This is a genomic window from Pseudoalteromonas sp. SWYJZ19, from assembly GCF_015864375.1.
GTDB lineage: Bacteria > Pseudomonadota > Gammaproteobacteria > Enterobacterales > Alteromonadaceae > Pseudoalteromonas > Pseudoalteromonas arctica.
Map to the genome: position 1 here is coordinate 102,107 of NZ_JADYXI010000009.1, position 26,958 is coordinate 129,064.

21 protein-coding genes are annotated in these 26,958 nt (G+C 38.9%); 9 read left to right on the forward strand and 12 right to left on the reverse strand.

The window, feature by feature from the left end; all coding sequences use genetic code 11:
• The first annotated feature begins 8 nt into the window (after positions 1–8).
• The 6 genes from I6F45_RS10970 to I6F45_RS10995 all read left to right on the forward strand — a co-directional run bounded on the left by I6F45_RS10970 (position 9) and on the right by I6F45_RS10995 (position 8,893).
• The gene (locus I6F45_RS10970; RefSeq protein WP_197160476.1) at positions 9–698 is read left to right on the forward strand and encodes a transporter substrate-binding domain-containing protein; all 690 of its coding nucleotides are present in this window, start codon (positions 9–11) and stop codon (positions 696–698) included.
• Between the two features lie 149 nt (positions 699–847).
• Complete coding sequence (locus I6F45_RS10975; RefSeq protein WP_007582388.1) at positions 848–2,149, forward strand: hemolysin family protein; 1,302 nt, start codon at positions 848–850, stop codon at positions 2,147–2,149.
• A 289-nt stretch (positions 2,150–2,438) separates the two neighbouring features.
• Positions 2,439–3,608 (forward strand): efflux RND transporter periplasmic adaptor subunit, encoded by a 1,170-nt coding sequence (locus I6F45_RS10980; RefSeq protein WP_010553970.1) that lies wholly within the window; start codon positions 2,439–2,441, stop codon positions 3,606–3,608.
• A gap of 12 nt (positions 3,609–3,620) precedes the next feature.
• Entirely contained in the window at positions 3,621–6,755 is a 3,135-nt protein-coding gene (locus I6F45_RS10985; RefSeq protein ID WP_007582390.1) for an efflux RND transporter permease subunit, read from the forward strand.
• Positions 6,752–8,170, forward strand: coding sequence for an efflux transporter outer membrane subunit (locus I6F45_RS10990; RefSeq protein ID WP_197160478.1), 1,419 nt, complete (start codon positions 6,752–6,754; stop codon positions 8,168–8,170). Before I6F45_RS10985 ends, I6F45_RS10990 begins: the two co-directional genes overlap by 4 nt.
• A gap of 96 nt (positions 8,171–8,266) precedes the next feature.
• Positions 8,267–8,893, forward strand: coding sequence for a TetR/AcrR family transcriptional regulator (locus I6F45_RS10995; RefSeq protein ID WP_007582392.1), 627 nt, complete (start codon positions 8,267–8,269; stop codon positions 8,891–8,893).
• A gap of 66 nt (positions 8,894–8,959) precedes the next feature.
• Here I6F45_RS10995 and I6F45_RS11000 read toward each other — a convergent pair whose 3' ends face one another.
• The 6 genes from I6F45_RS11000 to I6F45_RS11025 form a co-directional block, all read right to left on the reverse strand.
• Positions 8,960–10,072 (reverse strand): HupE/UreJ family protein, encoded by a 1,113-nt coding sequence (locus tag I6F45_RS11000; protein ID WP_007582393.1) that lies wholly within the window; start codon positions 10,070–10,072, stop codon positions 8,960–8,962.
• On the reverse strand, positions 10,069–11,094 hold the full coding sequence (locus tag I6F45_RS11005; RefSeq protein ID WP_197160480.1) for a hypothetical protein: 1,026 nt from the start codon (positions 11,092–11,094) through the stop codon (positions 10,069–10,071). Before I6F45_RS11005 ends, I6F45_RS11000 begins: the two co-directional genes overlap by 4 nt.
• Before the next feature lie 53 nt (positions 11,095–11,147).
• The gene (locus I6F45_RS11010) at positions 11,148–11,657 is read right to left on the reverse strand and encodes an Ig-like domain-containing protein (RefSeq protein ID WP_024607522.1); all 510 of its coding nucleotides are present in this window, start codon (positions 11,655–11,657) and stop codon (positions 11,148–11,150) included.
• Between the two features lie 11 nt (positions 11,658–11,668).
• Positions 11,669–13,261, reverse strand: a complete 1,593-nt coding sequence (locus tag I6F45_RS11015) for a DUF4331 domain-containing protein (protein ID WP_197160482.1) — start codon at positions 13,259–13,261, stop codon at positions 11,669–11,671.
• 158 nt (positions 13,262–13,419) lie between these two features.
• Positions 13,420–14,103 carry an anti-sigma factor gene (locus I6F45_RS11020; protein ID WP_166377155.1) on the reverse strand — a complete coding sequence of 228 codons (684 nt, stop codon included), beginning with the start codon at positions 14,101–14,103 and terminating at the stop codon, positions 13,420–13,422.
• Positions 14,100–14,624, reverse strand: coding sequence for a sigma-70 family RNA polymerase sigma factor (locus tag I6F45_RS11025; protein WP_007582398.1), 525 nt, complete (start codon positions 14,622–14,624; stop codon positions 14,100–14,102). Before I6F45_RS11025 ends, I6F45_RS11020 begins: the two co-directional genes overlap by 4 nt.
• Before the next feature lie 343 nt (positions 14,625–14,967).
• On the opposite strand from I6F45_RS11025, the gene I6F45_RS11030 reads away from it, so the two are divergent.
• Positions 14,968–16,587, forward strand: a complete 1,620-nt coding sequence (locus I6F45_RS11030; RefSeq protein WP_197160484.1) for a diacylglycerol kinase family protein — start codon at positions 14,968–14,970, stop codon at positions 16,585–16,587.
• 50 nt (positions 16,588–16,637) lie between these two features.
• Here the strand turns inward: I6F45_RS11030 and I6F45_RS11035 are convergent, their stop codons facing one another.
• Both I6F45_RS11035 and I6F45_RS11040 read right to left on the reverse strand, forming a co-directional pair.
• Positions 16,638–16,946, reverse strand: a complete 309-nt coding sequence (locus I6F45_RS11035; protein ID WP_010553962.1) for a VF530 family DNA-binding protein — start codon at positions 16,944–16,946, stop codon at positions 16,638–16,640.
• A 54-nt stretch (positions 16,947–17,000) separates the two neighbouring features.
• Complete coding sequence (locus tag I6F45_RS11040; RefSeq protein WP_165728355.1) at positions 17,001–17,303, reverse strand: DUF1496 domain-containing protein; 303 nt, start codon at positions 17,301–17,303, stop codon at positions 17,001–17,003.
• A gap of 138 nt (positions 17,304–17,441) precedes the next feature.
• Here I6F45_RS11040 and I6F45_RS11045 point away from each other — a divergent pair, with 138 nt between their 5' ends.
• A complete protein-coding gene (locus I6F45_RS11045) occupies positions 17,442–17,675 on the forward strand; it encodes a TIGR02647 family protein (RefSeq protein WP_007582405.1) in 234 nt (77 codons plus the stop codon).
• 33 nt (positions 17,676–17,708) lie between these two features.
• Here the strand turns inward: I6F45_RS11045 and maiA are convergent, their stop codons facing one another.
• Positions 17,709–18,338, reverse strand: coding sequence for a maleylacetoacetate isomerase (gene maiA / locus I6F45_RS11050; RefSeq protein ID WP_197139340.1), 630 nt, complete (start codon positions 18,336–18,338; stop codon positions 17,709–17,711).
• Positions 18,339–18,340: 2 nt separating this feature from the next.
• Complete coding sequence (gene hmgA, locus I6F45_RS11055; RefSeq protein ID WP_165728354.1) at positions 18,341–19,642, reverse strand: homogentisate 1,2-dioxygenase; 1,302 nt, start codon at positions 19,640–19,642, stop codon at positions 18,341–18,343.
• 153 nt (positions 19,643–19,795) lie between these two features.
• On the opposite strand from hmgA, the gene I6F45_RS11060 reads away from it, so the two are divergent.
• On the forward strand, positions 19,796–20,227 hold the full coding sequence (locus tag I6F45_RS11060) for a MarR family winged helix-turn-helix transcriptional regulator (protein ID WP_197119938.1): 432 nt from the start codon (positions 19,796–19,798) through the stop codon (positions 20,225–20,227).
• Between the two features lie 52 nt (positions 20,228–20,279).
• On the opposite strand, the gene I6F45_RS11065 is transcribed toward I6F45_RS11060, so the two are convergent.
• Complete coding sequence (locus I6F45_RS11065; RefSeq protein WP_024593140.1) at positions 20,280–23,423, reverse strand: TonB-dependent receptor; 3,144 nt, start codon at positions 23,421–23,423, stop codon at positions 20,280–20,282.
• 340 nt (positions 23,424–23,763) lie between these two features.
• Complete coding sequence (locus tag I6F45_RS11070) at positions 23,764–26,937, reverse strand: TonB-dependent receptor (RefSeq protein ID WP_024607515.1); 3,174 nt, start codon at positions 26,935–26,937, stop codon at positions 23,764–23,766.
• Positions 26,938–26,958 lie beyond the last annotated feature (21 nt).

The following is a 26,958-nucleotide window of genomic DNA, read 5'->3' on the forward strand; positions in this document are numbered from 1 at the left end:
CTCACTGAATGAAATTATTGATCTTTTTATTGCTCATTAGCTGTATTAAAGTTGATGCAACTGAAATTACAATAGTAACGGAAGTATTTCCGGACTTTCAGTATCTCAATGAAGATAATAAACTCGTTGGCCGTTCTGTCGATAAAGTTCATAAAGCGCTAGAAGGCACTGGTATAAAATACACTATGTTGGCGCATAGTTGGGCCATATCTTACAATGCAGCGCTACGCGATAAAAACACCTGTATATTTTCAATTGTTCGACTACCTAATAGAGAAAGTAAGTTTAACTGGGTAGGCGAACTGGAAAGCTTTGATTCTGCTATTTATGGTCTAAAATCTAGAGGTATAAAGTTAAATACTCTCAATGATGCTAAAAAATATAAAATAGCAGTACTGCGTGATAACTTTAGTCATCACTATTTGCTTGAAAGGGGCTTTAGTGAAAGCAAGCATTTATTACTCATCGATAGCCTAGATAAAATAGATAAACTTATAAGCACTCGTCACGATATTCTTGATTTTGTTGTTCTTAGCAAAAAGCAATTTAGCTATCGAATAAAAACTGAGCCAAGGCTTGAGCTACTCGAGCCATTACTAAATCTAAATACAGCTCAATCTCCATTATTTTTTGCTTGTAATATAAATATGGATCCGGCCTTAGTTGTTCAATTAAAAGTCGCCTTTAAAGGCAATTAAACAGTTTAAAAAAAACAGTTTGATCAATGTAACCTCATGAAATTAAATTACTTTAATATATTTTATAAATATAAATTGCCGCATTTTAAAAACCGATTATAATCCAGCTGCTTTTTGTTTAAAAAAGCACTAACTTTTTGGAGCGTTAAATGGGTGATTTAATCGGGATTAGCTTATTGATCTTGATCAGTGCGTTGTTTGCTATGTCAGAAATAGCAATTGCAGCGTCGCGTAAAATAAAACTGCGAGTAATGGCAGATGAAGGGAATATAAAGGCAGCAGCGGTACTAAAGCTACAAGAAAATCCAGGGGCTTTTTTTGCCATGATCCAAATAGCACTCAACGCGATAGCGATATTGGGTGGTATTGTGGGCGAGCAGGCCTTATCGCCTTATGTTGAAAGTGTGTTGGTATTGTTTTATCAAGGTGCGCATTTAGAAAAAATTAGCTTTTTATTCTCGTTTTTTACTATTACATCCTTGTTTATATTGTTCGCCGATTTAATGCCAAAGCGTTTAGCGATGATCATGCCAGAAGCGGTCGCTGTTAGAGTGGTTACAATAATGCGCTGGGTTACCTTTGCATTAACCCCGCTGGTGATGTTTTTTAATGGTGTCACTAACTTTGTGCTGCGCTTATTTAAAGTACCCGCTGAGCGAGAAGACAATGTGACAACTGAGGACATTGTTGCCATGATGGAAGCAGGTGCTGCATACGGTAGTTTGCAAAAGCAAGAGTATGAATTAATTGGCAATGTGTTTGACCTAGAAGCGCGATTTTTATCAAGCGTAATGACACCACGCGACCAAATTGTATATTTTGATTTAAACGAATCTAGCCATGATATTGCGACTAAAATTATTGACCATCCTCATAACCACTTTTTAGTGGTGTCAGGAAATTTAGATAAGTTGCATGGCTCTGTTGAATCTAAAGATATTTTACGACAAGTACTAAAGGGCGAAGCTGCCAATATAAACGATGATCTCATTGATAAAGATGTTTTTTACTTACCCGAAACATTAAGCTTATCTGAAGCTTTAAATGCGTTTAAAAGTGCAGCAAAACCATTTGCTGTTGTCGTAAACGAATATGCACTTTCGGTGGGTATTGTAACGGTAAAAGATTTAATGAAAGGGTTTATGGGTGATTTAATTACTCATCAAGGCGACGAATTAATCATAGAACGCGATAAAAATTCATGGCTTGTAGATGGCTTAACCCCAATTACCGATTTAGCAAAAGTACTTGATATAGAAGAATTTCCTGACCAGATGCACTATGAAACGGTCGCTGGCTTTTTAATTTACAATATGAAGCGAATACCTAAACGTGCGGAGCATTTAACTTTTTCAGGTTTTAAGTTTGAAGTTGTTGATGTAGAAGGAATTAGGGTAGAGCAGTTGTTAGTTTCAAGGGTTATTAACCCGCAGAGTGCTAATATCCTTTAAAATAAGGTGTGTGCTTTAGTTTTTATATAAATAGCCAAGCTGTATTTGCTTGGCTTTTTTGTGTCTGTTAAAAACTTCGTTTCTAAAATGGGATATTATTTCAATATGTTAGGTTGTTTTATTTTCATACAGTCTTGATTCTATTTTCATCTAATTAACATTAAATGCAACCTAAGACGTATATTGTACTGAGGAGTGTAAGTTTGTGTAAATTTCTTCTAATTAAGATTCATTATCAGCGCGTTTTAATTTAGAATGATCGTTCACTCTAAACTAAAAGGTATTTAACATGCAGCGTTCCCGCATCGCTTTATTTGTATTGTCAGCCCTCGTCGGTTCTGTTGCTTTAACTGGTTGCGATCAGGCTGCTGAGCAGTCACAAGCTTCAGCTCCTAAAGCTGTACCAGTGGGTGTACTTACATTAAAAAGCCAAGCGCTTACTCTCAAAAAAGAACTTCCTGGTCGTATCAGTGCATTTCAAATTGCAGAAATTCGCCCACAAGTAAGTGGTATTGTGCAATCTCGTTTATTTGTTGAAGGTAAAGAGGTTAAACAAGGCCAGGCTCTGTATCAAATAGACCCTGCGACATTTGAAGCAGACTTAGCAGCAAGTGAAGCAAGTGTTGCACGTGCTCAGGCGAGTATTTCAAGTAGTAAAGCTAAAGCATCTCGTTTTAGCGAGCTTTTAAAAATAAAAGCGGTAAGTCAGCAAGACTTTGATGAAGCAGATGCCGCATACAAACAAGCAAAAGCAGAATTATTAACGGCTAAAGCGCAGTTAAAATCGGCGCAAATTAACCTTGATTACAGCCATGTGTCGTCACCAATTAGTGGTCAAATTAGTAAATCAAGCGTAACTGTAGGTGCACTAGTTAGTGCTAACCAAAGTACTGCACTTGCTACAGTGACTCAGTTAGATCCAATTTATATCGATTTAACACAATCAAGTAATGAGCTTACCAAACTTAAAAAAGCAATATCATCAGGTGCTCTAAGTGTTGATTCGACTAGCCAAACTGACGTTGAACTTATTATGGAAGATGGCTCTGTTTATCCTCATAAAGGCACATTGCAGTTTTCTGAAGTGACAGTTGATCCAAGTACTGGCTCAGTAATACTACGTGCTAAATTTTCAAACCCAGAAAAATTATTACTGCCAGGCATGTATGCCCGAGCTTCTATTGTGGAAGGTGTTAAGGCGGGTGCTATTTTAGCTCCGCAACGTGGTGTTAGCCGTAATTCAAAAGGCGAACCAACAGCAATGGTTGTCAGCAAAGATAACACAGTAGAAAGCCGCGTATTAAAAGTAGATAGAACGATTGGTTCTGATTGGCTTGTTACTGATGGCTTAATGGATGGCGATAAATTAATAGTTGAAGGTTTACAAAAAATCCGCCCTGGTGCACCAGTGAATCCATCTGAAATTCAATCGTCTACTAAAGCCGATCAAGCGCAATAACGGAGAGTTTTAATGTCACGATTTTTTATCGATAGACCGATATTTGCTTGGGTACTCGCTATTGTAGTGATGCTTGCAGGTATTTTGGCGATTAGGAGTTTACCTATTTCGCAGTATCCTTCAATTGCACCACCTGCAGTGAGTATTACTGCAACGTACCCTGGTGCATCTGCACGTACACTTGAAGATACGGTAACGCAAGTTATTGAGCAAAAAATGAAAGGACTTGATGGCCTGCTTTATATGTCATCTACTTCTGAGTCGAGTGGTTCTGCTACGCTTACACTTTCGTTTAGCGCTGAAACTGACCCTGATATTGCACAAGTCCAAGTGCAAAATAAACTAGCAACAGCGACTCCACTATTACCAGAAGCCGTTCAAAGGCAAGGTGTTGTAGTTGCAAAGTCAGCGCGTAACTTTTTAATGGTTTATGCTTTTGTGTCTAAAGATGGCAGCATGACCAATATTGATATTGGCGATTATGTTTCATCAAACGTGCAAGATATTGTCTCACGTGTTGAAGGCGTAGGTGAAGTGCAGCTGTTTGGTTCTCAGTACGCGATGCGTATTTGGTTAGACCCTTCAAAGTTACAAAATTATAAGCTGACACCTGCTGATATTAGTGCATCAATTAGTGCGCAAAATGCACAAGTATCTGCCGGTCAACTTGGCGGTATGCCTGCCGTTGATGGTCAGCAACTTAATGCAACAGTAACGGCTCAAAGTCGATTACAAACGCCAGAGCAATTTGAACAAATATTGGTTAAAACCAATCCAGATGGCTCTTTTGTACGTCTAGAGGACGTTGCTAGAGTAGAGCTTGGCGGTGAAAGCTACCGCGTTGTTGCTCGTTACGATGGGCAACCTGCATCAGGATTAGGTATTAAATTAGCCAGTGGTGCTAACGCACTTGATACTGCCGCTGGAGTTAAAAAAGCGATTGAAGAGCTAAAACCGTTTTTCCCTGAAGGGTTAGATGCTGTTATACCTTACGACACAACGCCGTTTGTATCGTTATCTATCGAAAAAGTTATTCACACCTTAATTGAAGCTGTTGTACTTGTTTTTGTAGTTATGTATTTGTTCCTACAAAACTTTAGAGCAACACTTATACCAACAATAGCAGTACCAGTGGTTTTACTAGGTACGTTTGGTATTTTGTACACCTTTGGTTATTCAATAAATACGCTAACGATGTTTGCGATGGTACTTGCCATAGGCTTATTGGTAGATGACGCAATCGTTGTTGTAGAAAACGTTGAGCGCTTAATGACCGAGGAAAAACTCTCGGCACTTGAAGCTACGCGTAAATCTATGGATGAAATTAAAGGCGCGCTGGTAGGTATTGCCATGGTGCTTTCTGCGGTATTTATCCCAATGGCATTCTTTAGTGGCTCTACCGGTATTATTTATCGTCAGTTTTCTATAACACTGGTATCGGCGATGGGGTTATCTGTTTTAGTTGCTCTTATTTTAACGCCTGCATTGTGTGCAACGCTTTTAAAACCAAGCCATGTACATAACAATGAGACGTTATTTGGCCGATTTTTTACAGGCTTTAACCGTGGTTTTGATAAAACAAATTCAGGTGCACAAAGCTTTGTAGGCCGTATGCTTACGCACTCTAAACGCTACTTACTTATTTATGGCGTGATTGTGGGCGGTATGGTTTATGTATTCTCAAGCTTGCCAACAGCATTTTTACCTGACGAAGACCAAGGTATTTTGTTTAACCAAGTATCATTACCGGCAGGCTCTACAACACAGCAAACGCTTGAGGTTGTTAAAAAGGTAGAAAATCACTTTTTAAACGATCAATCTGAAGCCGTAAACGGTATTTTTACCGTTACTGGTTTTAGTTTTGCAGGCTCTGGCCAAAACTCAGCAATTGCCTTTGTTAACCTTAAACATTGGGATGAGCGTCAGCGTGACGAGTTATCTGTTCAAGGTGTTGCAGGTAAAGCAATGGGGTACTTTTCAACGATAAAAGAAGCGTTTGTGTTTGCATTCCCGCCACCTGCAATTGTTGAACTGGGAACTGCTAATGGCTTCAATATTTTCTTACAAGACCGTGTAGGCCTAGGGCATGACGCACTTTTGGCTGCACGAAATCAGTTATTAGGTTTAGCAAGCCAAAGTCCAATTTTAGCGGGCGTACGTCCAAATGGACAAGAAGATATGCCAGAACTACAACTTGATACAGATTTGGCAAAAGCCGAAGCGCTTGGTGTGTCGCAAAACGATATTAACAGTACACTTTCGACAGCATGGGGTAGTAGTTATGTGAATGACTTTATTGACCGTGGTCGAGTTAAAAAAGTGTATATGCAAGGTGATGCACAATCGCGCATGGTGCCTGAGGACCTAAATAAGTGGTATGTGCGCAATGATAATGGCGATATGGTGCCGTTTTCAGCGTTCGCTAGTGCTTACTGGACGTATGGTTCGCCACGTTTAGAGCGTTACAATGGTTTTTCAGCAATGGAAATTCAAGGTAGTGCAGCGCCGGGTTACAGTACAGGCCAAGCAATGGATGAAATGGAGCGTTTAGTTAAACAGCTGCCTAATGGTATTTCGTCTGAATGGACCGGTATTTCATTCCAAGAGCGCTCTAGTAGTGGCCAAGCGCCATTATTATATGGCTTATCGCTGTTGTTTGTATTTTTATGTTTAGCTGCACTTTATGAAAGTTGGTCGGTACCATTTGCGGTAATGATGATTGTGCCACTGGGTATATTTGGTGCAATTATGGCGGCGCTTGGTGGTGGCTTATCTAACGATATTTACTTGCAGGTAGGCTTGTTGACCACCATTGGTTTGGCATCTAAAAATGCGATACTGATTGTAGAGTTTGCGATTCATAAAATGGATGATGGGCTTGGCTTAGTTGATGCGGCTATTGCAGCTGTACGCTTACGTTTACGTCCAATACTCATGACTTCGATGGCCTTTATTTGTGGTGTTTTACCACTTGCAATAGCCTCAAGTGCGGGTTCTGGTGCGCAAAATGCGTTAGGTATTTCGATTATTGGCGGCACACTCGCATCATCAATATTAGTTGTTGTATTTGTACCGTTGTTCTTTGTGTTAGTTCGCCGTGTATTCCCTGGTAAAACTAACGAGACAACGAAGGAGAGTGCAGAATGAGTATTAAAACATTCAGCCTAAGTGCAATTGCTTTATTGGTGCTAAGTGGTTGTCAATTAGCGCCAGAGCAAAAAGACCTTGCTCTACCAGTATCTGATGCTTATGCATCAGGTACTGAGCAAAGCGCTGCGCAGCAATTAAATTGGCAGCAGTTTTTTAATGATGAAAAACTACAAACCTTAATTACGCAAAGCCTTGAGCATAATAAAGACATGCAAATTGCAGTGCTTAATGTGCAGCGTGTTCGTGGTTTGTATCAAATTGAAGACTCTGCTTTGTATCCGTCGCTTGATTTAAATGCTTCTGGTACGCGCCAGCGTTTACCGGCTGATTTGTCGGGTACTGGCGATGCAGCTATTAGCTCGCAATACAGTGCAACAGTGGGCATTACGTCTTACGAGTTAGATATTTGGGGCAAAGTACGCAATCAATCAGCGCAAGCACTCCAAAATTTATACTCTACAGAGCTTAGCCAATACAGTACGCAGGTGTCTTTAATTTCAGAGTTGGCAAATGCGTGGCTTAGTTACGCGACGGACTTACAACTGCTAGAGCTTGCAAAAGAAACGCTCACCTCTCAGCAAGAGTCATTATCGCTTACGCAAAAAAGCTTTGATTTAGGTGCGACGTCTTCAATTACCCTTGAGCAGCTTAAAAGCACAGTTGCCACGGCAAAAGTAGACATAGCAACATACAAACGTTTGTTAAAGCGTGATAAAAGCGCCTTAGATTTATTAGTGGGTAAATCTGTTTCAGCTGATTTACTGCCTAGTAAAGACCTGACTAACTTGATCAGCATGCCAGAAGTGCCGGTCGGTTTACCGTCTGACCTGTTATCGCAACGCCCTGATATTAAAGCCGCTGAGCATTTAATGCTTGCTGCAAATGCCAATATTGGTATTGCACGTGCGGCGTTTTATCCAAGTATTAGCTTAACAGCCAATGCCGGGTCTGCTTCAAGTGATTTAAATGGCTTGTTTGATTCAGGCTCGGGGACATGGAGTTTTGTGCCGTCAATTAGCTTACCTATTTTTAATATGGGACGTAACCAAGCAAATCTTGATGTGGCAAAAGCCGATCAAGCAATTGCGGTGGCAACGTACCAGCAAAAAATTCAAAATGCGTTTCGCGAAGTTGCCGATGCACTTGCTGATAGAGAAGGTTACCAAGAGCAATTAAGTGCGCTTGATATGCTTATAAGTAGCCGACAAATCACGTTTGATTTATCAAAAATGCGTTACGAAAAAGGCGCAGATAGCTACTTGCAAGTACTTGATGCTCAGCGTACATGGTACGGCGCGCAGCAACAGTTAATTTCGGGTCAGCAAGCGTATCTTGCAAGTCAAATTAATCTGTACAAAGCGCTTGGTGGCGGATGGAACGTAACCAGTGAAACAGCTCAGGAAGAGAAATAATATTTGCGGCTTTTAAAGCCGCATTACATATTTATATAGCGAGACTATTTATAGCTCTTGCTTTACTGAGTTTATGACTTGGTAGTGGAGTTGAACATGAAGCCTAAAGCAAAAAGGCAAACAGATCCCGCGATAGCACTGGCTAGGCGCGAACAAATACTAACAGCTGCTGCAGAGTGTTTTCGCCGAAAAGGTTACCACGGTGCAGGCATGGCTGAAATATCTAAAACGGCAGGGATGAGTGCGGGCCATATTTATAATTACTTTGAAAGTAAAGAAGCCATTATAGAAAGCATTATTGAAAAAGACATGGAAGAAATGTTTTCTATCTTCCAACAGTTTGAAGATCACCCAGGTGATGTTTTAGCAGCTCTTTTAGATGGCTTAAACATTGGTGTGCAAAGGCACATGGACACAGGGGCATGTGTAGTTGATTTAGATATGATGGCTGAAGCAGGTCGAAATGTTAAAGTAGCTTCATTGCTACGTGATATGGATACTCAAGCACGCGGGCGCATGAGACAGCTTTTAACAAGCGAGCGAAGTGCGCTCAAAGACATTGATGAGCTTGAACTTGAAAGTCGAATTAATGTTATTTTTTCGATGATGGCAGGGTTATTACTTAGAAAGTTACTCTACCCAGAGTTAACCGAAGAAACAGTGTTAATAGCGCTTCGCCCTGCGATGAAAACATTACTGATGCCATTTGATAAAGCGCAGTAACGCTCAAAATAAATAACCAAAAGTAAGCTAGCCAATACTTTGGCTAGCTTTTTTATTTTAGTCTATTTAAAAGCGCTCGATTGACCACTGAAGTGCAATGATTGCGATAGCAACGGAGCCCATTGGCATTAACCACTTTTTATACCAAGTGTAGTGTCGTACATAAATGAGTATTGGTAAGGCTACTAGTAAGATACTAAGTTGACCGATTTCGACGCCTAAATTAAACGCCAATATACTAAGCAGTTGATAGTCGCTCGACAAGCCAAGCTCGCCAAGTACGCTCGCAAATCCCATCCCATGTAGTAAACCAAAAGCAAAAGTAAGCCAACCTAAACGAAGTACCAACGGCCACACATTATTTAATGCTGCAAATAAAACCGATATAGCAATTCCAAGCTCTACCCAGCGGCTATTTGGTGAGACTAAGTTCATAGCTGTTGCGGTAAGCGTAATAGAGTGCGCAAGCGTAAACGCGGTTACTATCCATGCTGTGTGTTTAATAATTTGTTTTTTAGAGCTAATACCTTGCCATGCTTTATCGCTGCGTTTTAAAACACAGGTAAGTAACAGGGCGATTAAAAATAAAATATGATCAATACCAATCCAAATATGTAAAACACCCTGATACACGTATTGATTAAACGTACTTAAATAACTTGTTTGCTCAAAGCTGAACGTTTGTTGTGCCTCGTTGATATTAAATACACGAGATACACCGTTTATATTTACGATGGATTTATGATTGGCATCGGTATTAAAAAAAGCAGAATAAGAAAGAGAAATTGCTTCATTGTCATCACAGCTAAACAGCAACGGAATAACCAAATAAGGCTGGTTAAAATGGTTATCTAGCTGATAGATACCTTCACTTTTTAAAGGGCATGATTGCGCGTTTTGCGTGATATTTAAATTTTCTTCAATGAAGTTATTAATTGAGCTGCGTTTTGCTTTTATTTCTGTCCACGAAATTTGCCCGTTTTTATCTAAATCCAGAGGCACTGCGTGCTCTAAGTCGGCTATATTAATTTGCCAGGTACCCGTGTATTGGTTTTTGTTGGTGTCGTTATTGTTCTCGCTATTTAAGGTTATATAACTTGTACTTAGTTGATGGGCAAAGCTGTAAGTTGAAAAAATGCAAAGCATTAAAGTGAGTATAAATAGATAAGGCGTTTTCATAGTGTATCTCGTTGCATCGCTTTTGCTTGAATAAGTAATTGCTCATCGGTGCTCATTTTAGCCTGCTGCCAATTAATATGAGCCCAGTAAAGTGCTTTTTCGCGATTTGGTTGTACATCAAGGTAATATTTAGCTAAGTCACTTGCATGAAAAGAATCTTTGCGAAGCTCTCGTAGTGTAACTCTTTGCGCCATTGTATTTTGCCATTTTTTATCGCGTTTATTTAGCTTTTTTTCTGCGATTGAAAGTCTTAGCAAAATAGCATCCTCTAAATTACTTTTATCAGGAAGCAGTACGCTTAATGTATTTAATACTTGTTGTGGTTGATTTAGAGCAATTTGAATATCGGCCCATAAAACAATAAGGCTCACAGGGGCTTGAACTAAATCTACACTTTGTAAGTGAGACAACGCTTGTTTGTAGTTATTTAAACGGTAGCTCATTTCACTTAAAACATGGTTTGTAGCTAGGCTAGTTTGATTATTATTTATAATTTTTACTAATGCTTGGTAGCTGTCTAAAACGCTTTCATGTTGGCTTTGTACATCGAGTACACAGGTGCTAGCAGTAATAGTGCTTACTTTCCCAATTAAGGCTACGCAGTGTTTTTTTGCGCGTATAAATTCACCTTGGGTCATCAATATATTGGCCAGCAACAAATGGCTATTACTGTGCTTTGGCTCTGTAATTAAAACGTTGTTAGCAATAGTGATGGCTTCGTCAAAGAGGTGTTCTTTTTGTAAAACGCGAGCATATAAGTAACCAATTTGAGATGAGGGTGTGTGTTTATATAGCTGGGCTAAACGGGTTTTAAGTAGCCCCTGTAAACGCTCTGTTTGGCCTACATATTGGCTGTTAGTGACTAATGTATTTATTTCCTCAACAGACAGAGAAGCACTAAGCGTTGAATTACTGTTAGCAATAACTGCATCATCTTTTGGAGTAAAAGGCGCAGCGCTTAATGCAAAGGTCGTTAGGCATAAAGTAATAAATGCGACGGACTTAAAAATTGATAAATGCATTATAAATATCCTTTGAAAAAAGCCATCCATGGCCTGTCAGCTTAATTACTTGGTTAGTTACCGTTTGTTGAAATTAATCCATCAACATCGGTATCGGTGTTTGTAAACACCCGACCGTTAACAGTTAACGGCTCTGCATTTGGGGCTTGATTAAATGCATCGGTTGCAAATTGAGCAAAGTCGACTTGTAGTGCGTCAATTGTAATGTTCACTGTTGCAGTTACTTGCGAATTAACGCCATCACTTACACCAAACATAAAACTATCTGAACCTGTCACTTCTTTATTCGGTGTATAGGTAAAGTTACCATCGCTATTAAGGGTAACAGTTCCGAGAGTTGGCTCACTTGTTAACGAGTAAGTAAGCGAATCGCCATCATTGTCGGTTGCGCTAAGCATATCGGTAATGCTTACTTCAGTTTGTGTAGTTAGCATTGCATCACTTGCTGTAGGCGCTGTGTTTACAACCGGAGTAGGCTGTTTTTTATCATCATCGCTACTACATGCTCCCAATGTTAATGCACTGAGGAGAACACAAATATGGGTAGTTTTTAAATTACGCATTATTTTACTCCTTATTTAGAGCCAGCAAGCGGTGTTGCAAGGTATGGGAATGATGAATCCATCATTGTTGCATCAATAGGTGCGCCGTCTGTAAATGGCACTGTGCCTGTATTAGCATCCTCTGGTGCACAAAGTCCTAAATCAGTGTCTTCACCACTTACAGGGATAGGATGACATAAACGACCCATCACAACACGAAGTGCTATATCAACCACATCATCACCCGGGCGACGACCATTTGGGAAGCCGGCTAAATCATTACCCGCTACACCAAATGCAGATTGATCAGCTTGCGCTGTTGCTGCAATGCCTGTATTTAAACGCAGCATTTCTGAAGGTGTCACAGTTGCTTGCTGATTAACGCCTGCAAAACCTGTTAAAAATGCAGTGATTAAATCAGTACGCGGGAAGTTTGTGGGTGCCAGTGTTTCTAAGTTTGCGCCAAGGGTCGTATTAACAGCATCTTTAAATAAAATGTTTAATAACTCTGGTAGTGCTGGATGAGATACATAATCTAAAAATTGTGCATCATCTTTAGGGTGAGCAGTGGAGAATGTATCTTTGTCTTTAATGCCAATTACAAGCTCGTTTACAAGCGGGCTACCCAAGCGTGAAACTTGTGTTAAAGCACCACCATTAACGGCGTTATTAGCAAATTTAGCATTAGGGTTTAATATGCGAGCTTGAGGTAGGCTTGCTGTTGTCCACGAACCTATTACGCCGTTACCTTCACCAACAATACAGCTTTTAGGTATTTCGATAGCGATTGACGTTACGTTTTTATCTGCAAGGTCGTCGTTATCAGCTGATTGTGTTATACCACCTGGAAAACCACCGCCGTCACCAGCACCAGGGGCGCTATCACCCTCTACAGGTACATAGTTAACTAAATCAAATGTTTTGCCTAGGTTAACTACAAATGGGTCTTTACGTTGTCCTACAAAAACTTGTGCCATGCTTTCACAGTTAGGAATTGAAACCTGATACACAAATTGGTCAGCGTAAGTTTGGTAATCGCTCATTGAACCAAATGTTTTATTGCCCACATAATCAAGTGGTTTAGAAAATGTACTTGAGTTGGATGCTGTGTTGTTTAGTAGCGTTGTTTCGCCAGTACGCTGTGCGCCACTAATCATGCTCATTGTGTATGATTCGCTAAAATTTGCAGCGCTGTCATCACCGGCAGATACACCGCCTACATTTTTAAGTGGTACAGACACGGTGCGTTGATTACCTTCAGGTCCAACAGTTAATTGCACACCTTGGTTATCATTAGGAAGCATGCTTTTAAAGTTAAACGCAAATGTAATATCTTCAACAGCATCGCCGTCGTTATCTATATGAATGCTGTAGGTAGCATCTGGGTCCATTGCAAAGTAATTAGGACCGCCGTATGCATCTTGCAGCGGGATATAGTTAGCAATTAATGTTACAAAATCATCACGACCTTGCTCGTAACTATTAAATACATAAAAATCGGTTGAATCTAAAGTCGGGAAACGGCTTATATTTGGCGCTTCTCTGTGGCTTGATGCTTCACTTGGTGCACTTACAAACGTACTACATATTACTACTGCGAGTATTGATGGAGTTAAAGCTTTCATGACTTTGTCCTTTAGTTTTGATTGAAGTCATAGCTAATAACGGGGCAGGATTTAAATTGGATGCAAAAAAGTTAAATTATTTTTATTTTTTGTTAATAAAGTTTTGAAGAAGGTTGGCTGCTTTATGTAAGCAGCCAACTTTGGTCATAATAGTAGGGTTATAAAAGTACTAGCTCTGTGGTGTAAAGCACTTCAGTAGGAGAACCATTTGGTGAGCCGCCAATAGGTTCTAAGCTTACGGCTAGCAATGCAATATCACTTGCGTTAAAACGGTTATCTTTTAATAATATTTTACTGCCTTGCTTGGGAAGTAAACCCAGTGAAATAGGTGCATCTTGCCCTTTTAAAATCATCCACAACTCATAATCTTTATTAGTTTGGGCAACCAATTGGCTACTGGCTTTAATTGAGAGCCCTTGCTCGCTTACATCAATAAACCATAATGATTGTTTATCTTGATTTTGAACCAAAGCAATTTGTTGAGTGTGCATAACATTGGTACTAGGTTGAATAACCAAAAAGGCTAAAACAATACACGCAGCAGTTGCCACAAAAGACCATGTACGCCAAATTGAAGGCTTGGTATGTATGACTGTTTTACTTGTTTGTGGCCTGTTTTCAATACGCTGTAGTATATTTACCCATACATCGTCACGTGGCGTTTGCGGTGTAATAGCACTCGCTAAGTTGTTTAGGTTTTGCTCCCATAGACTTGTTGCTTCACGTGCTTGATTTGAGTTAAGTAACAGACGCTGAAAACGCTTACGGGCAAGCCCTCTAAGTGTGCCAAGCACGTACTGCCCAGCAAGCGCGTCTAATAGTTCGGGTTTATTATAATTCATAATGTTAAACACCTTTGTAGCTGCATAAGCCCACGCCTGATCCAGCTTTTAACTGTACCTAATGGCGTCTCTATATGATCCACTAGCTCGCTATGACTCAGCCCCTTATAATAAGCTAAGTGAATAGCTTGTTTTTGTTGCGGCTCAAGTTGTTCGATACAATTAACCAGTTTCGTTTCTTCATCGTAATTAACGTCAACACTTTCATTTTCATATTCGTCATCGCCTAGCGACTGCTCTTTTCGTACCTTGTGATAGCGCAGCGAATCAAGACTTCTATATCTAACTATACTTATCATCCAACTAATAACAGTGCCTTTAGAGGCGTTATATTCAGATGCGTTATGCCAAATTTTTATAAAAGCGTCTTGTAGTGCCTCTTCCGCATAAGCTCTGTTAGTGAGCATATTTAAACTAATAGCAAAAAGTTTGCCGCTAGTTTGTTGATATAAACTTGAGAAAGCATTTTTGTCTCCTTGTGCTGTTGCGCACAAAAGAGGGAGTAAATCATCGTTATCCATAGGGGTCCTGTTTTTCTTATTATCATTGAGTAAACGGTTGAGAGTGTGATTTGGATGCAAAAAATTTAATTGATTTTTAGATTAGCTGCTTTATACGTTAGTACAAGCAATAACCGATCAGTGTTTGAAATTTAGACGTGTAAGTATAATTTATTCACATGTTTGTAAAAAATGCACAAAGAGCAGATTGCACTTAAATTTATTTTATTATTAACATTATATATCAATAGCTTATAATTTTAATTTAAAATGCCATTTATATGGCGTGATATTTGCAAAAGAGTACATAAAGCCGTTTAAATTAAAATTAGAAAATCGGAATTATTTACACAAAGGAGAAACTATGTGGGCTGCAATTGGTTATTCACTTTTAGCATTACTACTTATTTTTATTGGTTGGGAAGTAAACTCTGTTTACTTTGCTATTGTTTTTTATTGGACTGCACTGTCACTTTTATTAGTGAGTACCGCATATATTTTTAATACAGCAAAAATATTTAGAAAACGTGAAAATGGGGTGATCCCATTTTATATACGTTGGGCGTTTGTGCCATTTTTATTTGGTGTGCAAATTTATAATGCCTGGTCACGTAAGCGCGATAAAGTGCCGCCAATTCAAAAAATAAACGAAAACCTATTTTTAGCTTGCCGATTATTTCCCTCAGACATAGACACATTAAAAGATAACGGAATTACTGCAATTTTAGACGTTACGTGTGAATTTGACGGACTCGAGTGGAGTTCAACACAAGAGAATATAAATTACTTAAACATTCCGGTGCTCGATCATAGTATTCCTACCCATTCTCAGTTAAATCAGGCTATTAATTGGATACATCATCATATTAAAGAAAACCGTCGCGTAGTTGTACATTGTGCTTTAGGCCGTGGGCGGTCAGTTTTTGTAATGGCGGCTTATTTATTGAGTCAAAACAAAAATGCAGATGTACATGAAGTACTTGCACAAATAAAGGAAACCCGCGAAACCGCAAACTTAAATAAGCATCAGCTGCGTCATTTAGCTAAGCGCCATAAAAAAGGCGAGCTGCTGATTAAAAACAAAGCAGTTTTAATTGCAAATCCAGTATCTGGTACACGATTATGGCAAGAAAAAGAGCACTTAATTGTTGCGCGGTTATCGGCCTATTACGATTTAAAAGTACTTACTACTTCACAAGACGTAAACGGTATTGAGCTTGCTAAACAGGCAATTGCGCAAAATCCAGACATGATAATAGCGTGTGGAGGCGATGGTACAGTGGCCGAAGTTGCAAGCGTACTTGTAAATACACAATGTAAGCTAGGTATTATACCAATGGGGACTGCAAACGCACTTGCGCATGTATTGATGGGGATTAGCTCTAAATTTATTCCTGTTGAACAAGCCTGTGATTTAATAATTGATGGTCAAACAAGCACAATAGATGCCGCTTATTGTAATAACGAATTAGTACTTTTATTAGCGGGTATTGGTTTTGAGCAATCTATGATAGAAAAAGCAGATAGAGAGTCGAAAAATAAGTCGGGGCAACTTGCCTATTTAAATGGTTTTTTTGAAGCCTTTGGTGAGCAAAAATCACAGCTACTTAGTGTAAAACTCGATGATAATGAGCCGAAAGAAATATGTACAAATAGCTTTATTGTGGCTAATGCTGCGCCTTTTACAACGTTATTGGCTCAAGGTGGTGGGCAGCCAGATCATAGTGACGGGCTTCTTGATGTAAATTGGCTAACACCAAATAATGAAAATTCTACGACAATATTGAGTATTGCAGAACTGATGTTTAGCAGTTTAACGCAAACACATTTAGCTATAAATTCGCATCATACAAATGCTAAAAGAGTCGAGGTGACAGGCGAAGGAGAGCTTAAGTACGTACTTGACGGTGAAGTTAAAACTGCTCACAGACTCGTTATTACTATTGAGCCGGCCTCATTAAATGTGATTTGCAAAGAGCAATAAATCGCGCTAGTTACAATTAAAAAAGGAGCTAAATTAGCTCCTTTTTTACATCATTTTTTAATTGATGGCCAAACAAACCCTGTTGTATCCGGCGCTTGAGAAGATGTTTCTCTCGGTGCACTTTTTGGTCTACGAATAGGTTTGTTATTTATAGTGTGAATATAAAGTGCTTCCACTTTATCGCGAGCCCAAGGCGTTTTACGCAAAAACTTTAAACTCGATTTAATGCTCGGTTGATCAGTAAAACACTTAATTTTCACTTGCTCGCCAAGTGTTCTCCAGCCAAGTCGCTGTTCTAACTCAACAAGTATTTGTTCTAACGTTACCCCATGTAAAGGGTTTTTAGGTTGATTATCCATAGCCATACTACTTATTTAAACTGCGTGCATTGTAGCTCAAATCAGCTTTTAGCGCTAATTCACAGTGATTGTTTTAGGAGCGGTTGGGTAAATAGCATTACCTTGTTTATCTATTTTAAGCCAAATGAGTTGACTGTTACTGTGTTGAGGGTTTTTAGCACCGCATAAAAGTGTAAAAGAGTGAATTTGTATTAACGCGCCTTCGCTATAGCGTTTGTTGTCGTACCAACAGTTTGATTCTTCATTTACAAACTGGTTTGCATCAATAATTGAATGGGTTTTAAGGGTTGTTGCTTCACTAAATATTGAATACGATAAGCTGCTAAAACAAAAGCATAGAATTAAAAAGTTACGCATTAGAGGCCTTTAAATAGGGAGGGTTAAAAATAATACATTAAGCTAAAAAACGTGCTAGTGTAAAGTACACAAAGTGATTTTAATTATAAACTTAGTTACTCACAGAACAACTTGGATTCAAATAAAAAGGTGCACACAATGCAATTTAATCAAACAATGATCGAAGAATTCACATTATTAGCGAAGTTTCCTCGCGACAGTAAAATGCAGGGTATTAAATTACACTCAGACGCAGAGCCAAGCTTACTTAGTGCAGCGCAACGTTTATTTGAAAAAGGGATTATAGATAGCCCAGATGGCGGATATTTAACTGATCTGGGCTTAGATTTAATTGAGCACATTACGGTTATTCATAGTGCGCTACAAAGCTAGCTAACCTGAACTCTAGTTAGTTACTGAACTAGCTTAATTTGCATCGGGTTGATTTTGCGGTGCAGCATCATTAAATGCAGCTAATTTATTACAGTGTTCGTAAATAGCTGCAATTTTTGGATAAGCGCTCATATTTACGTTAAAACGAATTGCATTAAATACTTGCGGCACTAAACAAATGTCAGCAAGTGTTGGTTGATTACCAAAACAGTAGTCATCATTTTCGTTTAGCATCAGTTCTATTTTTTCAAAACCAACTTCTATCCAATGTCGATACCACTTATTTTTAGCCTCGTCATCAACACCTAATTCGTTCGATAAATACTTCAGCACGCGTAAATTATCAACAGGATGAATATCGCAGGCAATGGCAAAGCTTAAATTTCTTATTTGTGCTTTTTGCCACGCAGTTCCTGTAATTAATGGCGATTGCGGATAAGTTTCATCAAGCCATTCCAGTATTGCAAGCGATTGTGCTAAAACACCATTATCGGTTTCAAGTGCAGGTAGTAACCCTTGCGGATTAGTCGCTAAGTATTCTTCCCCAAGCTGCTCCGATTTTAAAAGGTTAACAATAGCAAGTTCATGATCAATTGCTTTTAAGTTAAGCGCTATACGTACCCTATAGGCCGCTGATGAGCGAAAGTAGCTGTATAATTTCATAATTAATCCTGTGAACCTGTAAATTGTTTTTTAATAGTACGCCAGCAATCGGTATAGTTTGGTTGGCGCTCTTTGCCTTCTAGTGCATATTTTGTTGGTGAAATTATATAGCGCGACTCAAACATAAAGGCCAATGTGTTTTCGTATTTTTGTGGTGTAAGCTCAGCATTTGAGGCTTTTTCAAATACGTCGGCTTCAGGTCCATGTGGCGACATACAATTGTGTAAACTTGCACCACCAGGTACAAAACCATGCTCTTTTGCATCATACACACCCTCAATCAAGCCCATAAATTCACTCATAATATTGCGGTGATAATACGGCGGGCGGAATGTATTTTCGGCTACCATCCAACGTGGTGGAAATATCACAAAATCGACATTTGCCATACCCTCAGTAGCAGAAGGAGAGGTTAGCACGGTAAATATAGACGGGTCGGGGTGATCAAAGCTCACTGTATTTATTACATTAAAACGCGATAAGTCGTATTTATAGGGTGAGCTATTACCGGTCCATGCAACCACATCAAAAGGAGAGTGCTTAATTTCACAGCTAAATAAATTACCGTTGAATTTAGATACAAGCTCAAAGTCACCTTTTTTATCTTCAAAGGCAGCAACGGGGTATTGAAAGTCTCTGTCGTTGGCGTAACCGTTTGCACCAACAGGTCCTCGCTCTGCAAGCTCTAACGCATGGCCATAATTTTCACAAATATAACCCCGCGCTGTATCATCAATTAAATCAACAGAGAACTTAATTCCTCTGGGAATTACAGCAATTTCACCTGGTTTAATGCTTAACTTGCCGCACTCGGTGTGAATTAATAACTCACCTTGCTGAGGAACAAACAACATTTCGCCATCGGCATTGCAAAAGTAACGTCCTTGCATTGACTGATTAGCGACATATACATGAATGCCAATACCCGATTGCCCATTAGCACTGCCATTAGCTGCCATCGTTACCAAGCCATCAATAAAGTCAGTAGGCTGTGAAGGCATATCAATAGGATTCCAACGTAGCATTGTTGGTGGTGTTACGGCCTCAGTAATTGGGGCTGTTCTTATTAGGCCGTTATCAATTGCTTGGTAATCACCTTGCACTACCGAAGGACGAAGGCGGTAAAACCAAGTGCGGCGATTTGAAGCGCGAGGAGCCGTAAATGCAGTCGAACTAAATTGCTCAGTGTATAAATCGTATTTAACCTTTTGTGGGCTAAATTGTCCTATTGGCAGTGCACCGGGTAGCGCTTGTGTTTCAAATTCATTACCAAAACCTGTCATATAATTTAATTGTGTCGCCATTACTGACTCCTGTGAGAGGGGGGGTTGGTTTAATATTATTTTTATTTCAGTTAAGATACTCTCAAGTGAGACTAATATCAAATGTGCAACTATGCATCTACGTAAATATTAATGAACACCAAAGTAAACCTTACAAAGCTGGGATAACTAAAAATGAAAATCGATTTAGCAACGTTTTTACCTTATCAATTAACGAATGTAGCAACACGTGTAAGTAACGACTTTGCCGAGGTTTATCAAACTAAGTACGGTTTAAATATTCCCCAGTGGCGAATACTTGCTAATTTAGCGCAGTATGGCCAAAGCAACGCAAAAGATTTATGCACGCAAGCAAATATGGACAAGTCGACAGTGTCGCGCGCGGTAAAAGTTTTAATAGATAAAGGTTTAGTGAGAAGTGAGCTAAATGAGCAAGACAAACGCGCAGCATTACTTGTGCTGAGCCAAGCAGGGCAAAACTTATATGAAAATATAGCGCCCGATGCACTGAATTGGGAAAAACAATTACTGAGCACTTTAACTAACGAAGAATACGAAGTGCTAGTGAGTATTTTTGAAAAGTTAAATAACAAATTAAAGGCATAAAAAAGCCCACCAAAGTGGGCTTTTAAAAGATGTTTTAGGTTACAGCTCTAAATTAGAAAGTGTAACGAACACCTACACGCATTTGCCATACAGATGCACTATTTTCCGTAGTTGTACCTACGTTATTAGAGTTAAAACCAGAGTAAACGTAGCGGCCATCATCATCAATAGATGTTGAAATCACACGGTTGCCTACAAAAGAACCTTTCTTAAGTACGCCCCAGTCATCGTTTAACAGGTTTGTAAGGTTATCAATTACGAAGAATGCTTCACCCTTGTGACCTTCCATAAACCCAGGAAGCTCTTGCGTTAACTTAAAGTTAAATTTAACAAACCAATCTGCATTTTGTGAGTTACGTCCAGCAATTTCACCGCGCTCTAGACCTTCTGAAGCGATGAAATCATTGAATTCATTGATTTCAGCAGCACTCATGTCGTAAACAACGTTAGGATCGTTTTCAAGTGGTACGTATAACAGTTGACGAGAGCCAAAACCGTAGTTATTAGTATCACCAAACGTATTATCGCTATTGTTAAACACATAGCTGTAAGGTAAACCTTTATATGCTTCACCGAACAAGTTAAAGCGAGTAGCAAAACCATCTACAAACTCATGACTATAACCAAGAGTCATAGTAAAACGATGTGGAATTTCGTAATCAGATGATGCAACACCAGGGTTACCTGGATCTGTTAATGCTAAATTACTGTAATTAGAATCAGCAACTGAACTCGTCATTGGGTTCACATCATCAGAATCTGTATATGCGTAACCAAAGCTAAAGTTAACACCATTATCGTACTGTTTACTAATGCCTAATGAGATAACTGATGAATCACCGCTATCACCGCTCACATTTGTAAGTAAGTAGTCACGTGAGCGAGTATCACCCGGATTTAGAGTATCATCTTTACCTTCGTATAGAGGGCGCCCATCAAATGTCGTTTCACCAGAATTAACTAAACCAAGATCTACTAAGGTAGCCGCATCATTCTTTTTAGAATATAAGTAATCAAGTGAAATTACATACTCATTTTCAGTAGTGTAAGTAGCACCTAAAGAGTATTTCCACTCTGATGGTAATTCAAAATCAGAAGCTACAGCATTTACATTAGAATCACCTGATCCAATTTCTGTTCCAGCTATAGTATCAAATTGAGACTGTGGTACTTCGTAACCTGGAGCTCCACCGTTTACATTTGGTGTATTGAATAGATCTACACCACGAATTTGAGAGGTAATTTGCGTAATACCGTCATTCGAGTAAGAGTTAGACAACCAAACATTTGGGTTACCACCTGAGAATAAACCAGCACCTGCACGTACTTCAAGCTCATCTGTTGCATACCACTGAAAACCTACACGAGGTTGAATTAAATCAATACCATCAAATGTACTCTGGTTACTGAAGCCATAGCGAGCAGTATAGTTTTCATTAAGGTTTGGTTTATCATCACTAGTATATTTATCGTAGCGAAGGCCAAATGTTAAGCTGGCATCAATATCGGTAAAGCTATATTCATCTTGGACGTATAAAGTGTGTTGAGCATATTCGAAACTTGCTGCAACATCATTTGGATCATTTGTAGTCGCAGCATTGTTGTAGTAAACACGTGCAGCTTGTCCGTTTTCAAAATCTTCTACAGAATCAAAACGCCATTCACCTTCAGTATGCTGTACAAATAAATTAAATACTTCAAGATTTTCATACTCATAACCTGCTGTTATTGTATGTTGATCTAGGTAATAAGTACCCGCAAATTTAGCAGTCGTTGTATCGTAGTTTAAATCGTTAGATTGACGTGAGTCATCTGGACCAATATAAATTGTGCCACCGTTTTCAGTGCTGATTTGCATTTCACCAAAGCTACTTGCTGCATCCAAAGATTCAACGCGAGCATCTAGTTCAGATTTACCAATACGCACTTCAGTAGAGAAGTCATCTGACCAATCAGAATAAAGAGAAGCTACTATCGATGTAAACTCAGCACCTTGCTCATAAAAGTGGTTAGAAAGCGAAAGTTCATCATTATCGGCATCTGATTGAGAGATCGTGAATGCATCGTTGTAGTTATAAATGATGTTAGCACGATGACTTTCGTTGATGTTCCAATCTAATTTAACTAGAATTTTTTCATCTTCAATCGGTGAACTTGATGGCATGCCACCAGCGTCATAGTTGTAAAGAGACTGTGAGGCAGTTTGAACTCGAGAAAGATCATCAGCAGTAACACTACCACTTGTTAGGCCGCCGTAGTTAAACTGTTGTACACCTTCAAGTTTTTCATATGAGGTGAATAAAAATAGTTTATCTTCAATTAGTGGAAGACCTACATTAAAGCCGTAGCGCTTTTCTGTATAATTACCTGCATCGTAATCTTCACCTTCAATTGAATCACCCTGCATAGAGTCATTTGTATAATCGAAGAATACACCGCCATGTAATTCATTACCGCCAGATTTCGTTACAGCATTGATGTTACATGATGTAAAACCACCGTATTGAACGTCAAATGGTGCAAGTTCTGCTGAAACTTGTTCAATTGAATCGAAAGAAAAAGGTGCATTTATTGTCGGGTAACCATTTGAGCTTAAGCCGAAGTTATCGTTCATACGAACGCCGTCTAGCGTTAAGCTGTTGTAGCGAGGGTTACCACCACCACAGTTAATTGAACCACGGCTATCATCAATTGTGATACGCGGGTCGATACGGATAATGTCTTTTAAATCACGGTTAATAGCAGGTTGGTTCTCAAGATCAGTTAGCGTAAATGTAGACGCCGGACCAGTACCACCAGACATAGAGCTAATTGGTGCCCCAGTAACTACAATTTGTTCCATGCTTGATTGTGACTCAAGAGAAACATTTACTGGGTAATCGTTACCAATATTAAGAATTATGTTATTGAATTCTTGGTCTGCATATACATCTGAATCAACAACTACTTTATAAGGACCGCCAACTCGCAGGCCTTTAGCTGTGAAATAACCAGCGTCATTTACTTCAGTTGTTTTTACTGATCCAGAAGGTACGTGTAAAATTGTTACTTTAGTGCCGGCTGCTGGGTTGCCGTTAGGTCCCATTACTTGACCTTTAATTGCAGAGGTCGTTTCGTTAGCCATTGCAGCGCCACTTACACCAACACATGCTGCAATAGCAAGTGAAAGAGCTGTTTTGCGTAATTGAGTTTTCATTTAATTTTCCCGTGTAGTTATTAATTAAATTTTTATATTTTTATTTTAAATTTTGCAAAATAAACAGTTGAAGTTCATTTATTAAAAATCCGTTACTAGTGTACCTTATTTATTCGTTACAAATAAAATACAACTGCAATATATTTTTAATAAATAGTACTAATTTTGTCTATTTGAGTGTTTTTTTGAGCAATAACTCTATATCGGGGTATATATTACGTGGGCTTTATGACAAACATGTGAAATTGTAGGGGTAAAATAAAAAAACCCATTACAAATTTGCAATGGGTTTATTGTAACTTACAAATAACTTAACAAGTTATTGATGCAGTTTTAAGACTTAAAACTTGTAGCTAATGCCAACTTTAGCCTGCCAAGCTGATGACGATGAACTGATTTGTGAGTAATTACGCACATCTGCACCGCCAAAGCTGTTGTCTATTTTATATCTACCTTGATCATCAAGACCACCAAAGTCATAAATAGTTTGGTTAGAGTAACCTAAGCGTTTTTCTACACCCCAATCGCTGTTTAGAAGGTTTGCGAAATTATCAATCATTAGATAAACCTCACCAGTGTGACCTTCAGCAAAGCCAGGTATTTCTTGCTTAATGCTAACGTCCATTGTAGTAACCCAAGGTTGCGTTGCTGTATTTTTACCTAAGATCCCACCACGTTGAGATATACCAGCACGCTCTAATAACGGTTCTAACTCAGCCCAAGTCATTTTAGAATCAGCCCAATTTACATTCGGATCATCAGCACCTGTAGGGATATAAGGTAAGTAAGCACCATTAGTGAATAAAGAGCTAGTATCACCTAAGTCTTCATCTTTATACATATTCATTGTGTAACTAAATGGGCGACCTGAACGACGTTCAAAATAAACATTGAACTTGGTTGCATATCCTTCAAAAAATTCAGTGTTATACGCTAAGTTAATTTTAAAGCTGTGCTCAACTTCGTAAAAGCCACGTGCTGCAATATCTTCATTACGATTTACTGTAATATTGTGCTTATAGTTACCTTCTGCCTGAGAAGCTGAACCTGCTGATGATTCTGTAACATCTTGGTGAGCATAGCTTGCCGATACAAACAGGCCATTGTCCCATTGTTTAGCAATACCCGTTGAAATAATAATTGAACGACCATCATCCGATGAATTAGTCATTTCTATGTCAACATTATCGCCACTGTAAATACTTTGATTGATAACACGTTCGCCGTCCGCTGCTAAGCCTACTGGGTTAATAGACGAATTATGCCATACCGCTTCATTCTCTTTTTTATGGTAAGCAATTTCTGCTTGCCATTTAAAGCCATCACCTAATAGTTCAGAATCAAACTCATATTCAAAACCAATTTGAGTACGAATGCTTGAAGGCAATTTAAAATCAGGGTCGATATACGCAACGCTACCAGCACCTTGCTCTAATGTATTTTTTATTTCATCAGGAACCTGAGTAATATCAGCTGTGTTATTTGCATAGTAATCATTAATTACATCGTTTTGTGCTGATACTAAAGTAATGCCATCACTTTGGAATGAATTGTTATACCAAACATTTGGAATGCCGCCTTGGAAACGACCAATACCACCATTAATAGTAAGCGCTTCTGTTACGTAGTACTTAAAGCCAACACGAGGAAGTATAATGTCTAGGCCATCAAGATTTTCTTGGTTAGTAAAGCCATACGTATTAGCAAAGTTTTCATTTAGAGTTGGTTTATCATCAGATGATAAGCGCTCATAACGAACACCTGCTGTAACTTCTAAATCATCACCTACATAAAAAGTATCTTCTATGTAAAGCGCTAGCTGGTTACGCCTTACATCATATGCTGTATCAGCTGAATCATTAGTGTAAGCATTTTGATAAGAGAAATCATAAGAACCAATTTCACGGTTTTCAAAATTTTCTAAGCTATCAAATTTCCACGTTCCAAGAGAGTTTTGAGCAAACAAGTTATATAAACGAAGTGACTCGTACTGAGCTCCAAAGTTTATTTCATGCTCATCCATTAAATACGTAGCGTCTAACGTAAAAGTTAGGTTTTGTGTTTCTGAACGGTTTGCATGGCGGTATTGATCTGTACCAAAGTTGTAAGAAGGACCATTTCGACCGTCTTCCTCAACAGTAATGCTTCCTAAGTTAGAGCGAGTTGCGCTATCAGAGGTAACATCTTTATACGACACACCAATTTCTGTTGAAAAGTTTTCAGTCCAATCAGAGTAAAGTTTAGATGAAAAGTTATTAAACTTAGTTACGTATGCATAAGTGCTTGAAACTAAGGCTATATTATCACCGCCAGTGCTAGAGTTACGCTCATCTTGGTCGTCTTGCCATTGATAAGTGAAATCTAAACGGTGGTCATCACTTGCGTTCCAACTTAATTTAACAAGCAAGTTTTTGTTTGTATCTTCTGGCGCACCGGCTAATGAATCAGTTAAGCCGTATTCATTATTTAAGATAGAAATGAAACGATTATAGTTAGCTTCAGAAGTATTAAATTCATTTGAAGCACCAGAACCGTCAAAGCCGTAATCTAGATCTAATTCACTTGACCATTCTGCATAGTTAACAAAGTAAAACAGTTCATCTTCAATAATCGCTCCACCGACATTAAAACCAAATCTTTCTTCAGTTTTAATCGGCTCTACTTTATTTGTAGAGTAAGTTTTATGACCTAGCTCATCAAGATCGTCTTCTTGTACAATATTATCAACATCGCCAGCTATCTCAGGAGTAGATATTTCATAAAAGCCAGAGAATTTAAACTCATTCGTACCAGACTTTGTTACTGCGTTAATAGTACCGCCACCAAAGTTACCTTTAGAAGCTGAGAAAGGAGATACATCAACAGAAACTTGTTCAATAGCATCAAGTGCTACAGGAGGCTGAGAAGTAGGGTAGCCACCAAAGTTCAAGCCAAAGTCATCATTTTGACCAATACCGTCAACTGTTAAACCGTTGGTACGAGGGTTACTACCTGCAAACGTTAGCTCACCATTACCATTAATACTGGCAAGTGGGTTTAAGCGCGCAATATCTTTAATGTCGCGATTAAAGCTTGGCATATTTTCAATAGTGTCAGAGCCAAATGTACTGCTAGAGCCACCTGATTGTTGAACAATCTTATAACCAGACACTTCAATCTTTTCGATGTTTAGCGGAGCAAGCTGCGAGCTTAAACGGTAAGTTTCACCAAGGTTCAAGTAGATATTTTCAACAGTGGTATCGTTAAACGTATCAGAATCAATGATAACCATGTAAGGACCACCTACACGTAAACCATTAGCGATAAACGTACCACTTTCGTTTGTAGTTAGTTCGCTAATAGTTCCCGTTGGTTGGTGAATTACTTTGATTTTAACGTTTGCAGCACTGCCACCTGAAGGCGTTGTAATTTTACCACGCATTGCAGATGAAGTATCAGCAGCCATTGCGCTTGTAGAAACACCTAGAGCTAAAATTACCGCTCCAGTTAATTTCGAAAGGCGAAGCTTAGTCATAATGTTGATTTCCCGTGTGTA

Excerpts from the sequence above, each read along its gene's own strand:
- maiA (WP_197139340.1), bottom strand. The coding sequence starts at position 18,338 with ATGAAATTATACAGCTACTTTCGCTCATCAGCGGCCTATAGGGTACGT.
- I6F45_RS11000 (WP_007582393.1), bottom strand. The coding sequence starts at position 10,072 with ATGAAAACGCCTTATCTATTTATACTCACTTTAATGCTTTGCATTTTT.
- I6F45_RS11060 (WP_197119938.1), top strand. The coding sequence starts at position 19,796 with ATGAAAATCGATTTAGCAACGTTTTTACCTTATCAATTAACGAATGTA.
- I6F45_RS11040 (WP_165728355.1), bottom strand. The coding sequence starts at position 17,303 with ATGCGTAACTTTTTAATTCTATGCTTTTGTTTTAGCAGCTTATCGTAT.
- I6F45_RS10975 (WP_007582388.1), top strand. The coding sequence starts at position 848 with ATGGGTGATTTAATCGGGATTAGCTTATTGATCTTGATCAGTGCGTTG.
- I6F45_RS11065 (WP_024593140.1), bottom strand. The coding sequence starts at position 23,423 with ATGAAAACTCAATTACGCAAAACAGCTCTTTCACTTGCTATTGCAGCA.
- hmgA (WP_165728354.1), bottom strand. The coding sequence starts at position 19,642 with ATGGCGACACAATTAAATTATATGACAGGTTTTGGTAATGAATTTGAA.
- I6F45_RS11035 (WP_010553962.1), bottom strand. The coding sequence starts at position 16,946 with ATGGATAATCAACCTAAAAACCCTTTACATGGGGTAACGTTAGAACAA.
- I6F45_RS10990 (WP_197160478.1), top strand. The coding sequence starts at position 6,752 with ATGAGTATTAAAACATTCAGCCTAAGTGCAATTGCTTTATTGGTGCTA.
- I6F45_RS10995 (WP_007582392.1), top strand. The coding sequence starts at position 8,267 with ATGAAGCCTAAAGCAAAAAGGCAAACAGATCCCGCGATAGCACTGGCT.
- I6F45_RS11030 (WP_197160484.1), top strand. The coding sequence starts at position 14,968 with ATGTGGGCTGCAATTGGTTATTCACTTTTAGCATTACTACTTATTTTT.
- I6F45_RS10970 (WP_197160476.1), top strand. The coding sequence starts at position 9 with ATGAAATTATTGATCTTTTTATTGCTCATTAGCTGTATTAAAGTTGAT.
- I6F45_RS11070 (WP_024607515.1), bottom strand. The coding sequence starts at position 26,937 with ATGACTAAGCTTCGCCTTTCGAAATTAACTGGAGCGGTAATTTTAGCT.
- I6F45_RS11025 (WP_007582398.1), bottom strand. The coding sequence starts at position 14,624 with ATGGATAACGATGATTTACTCCCTCTTTTGTGCGCAACAGCACAAGGA.
- I6F45_RS11005 (WP_197160480.1), bottom strand. The coding sequence starts at position 11,094 with ATGCATTTATCAATTTTTAAGTCCGTCGCATTTATTACTTTATGCCTA.
- I6F45_RS10985 (WP_007582390.1), top strand. The coding sequence starts at position 3,621 with ATGTCACGATTTTTTATCGATAGACCGATATTTGCTTGGGTACTCGCT.
- I6F45_RS10980 (WP_010553970.1), top strand. The coding sequence starts at position 2,439 with ATGCAGCGTTCCCGCATCGCTTTATTTGTATTGTCAGCCCTCGTCGGT.
- I6F45_RS11020 (WP_166377155.1), bottom strand. The coding sequence starts at position 14,103 with ATGAATTATAATAAACCCGAACTATTAGACGCGCTTGCTGGGCAGTAC.
- I6F45_RS11015 (WP_197160482.1), bottom strand. The coding sequence starts at position 13,261 with ATGAAAGCTTTAACTCCATCAATACTCGCAGTAGTAATATGTAGTACG.
- I6F45_RS11045 (WP_007582405.1), top strand. The coding sequence starts at position 17,442 with ATGCAATTTAATCAAACAATGATCGAAGAATTCACATTATTAGCGAAG.
- I6F45_RS11010 (WP_024607522.1), bottom strand. The coding sequence starts at position 11,657 with ATGCGTAATTTAAAAACTACCCATATTTGTGTTCTCCTCAGTGCATTA.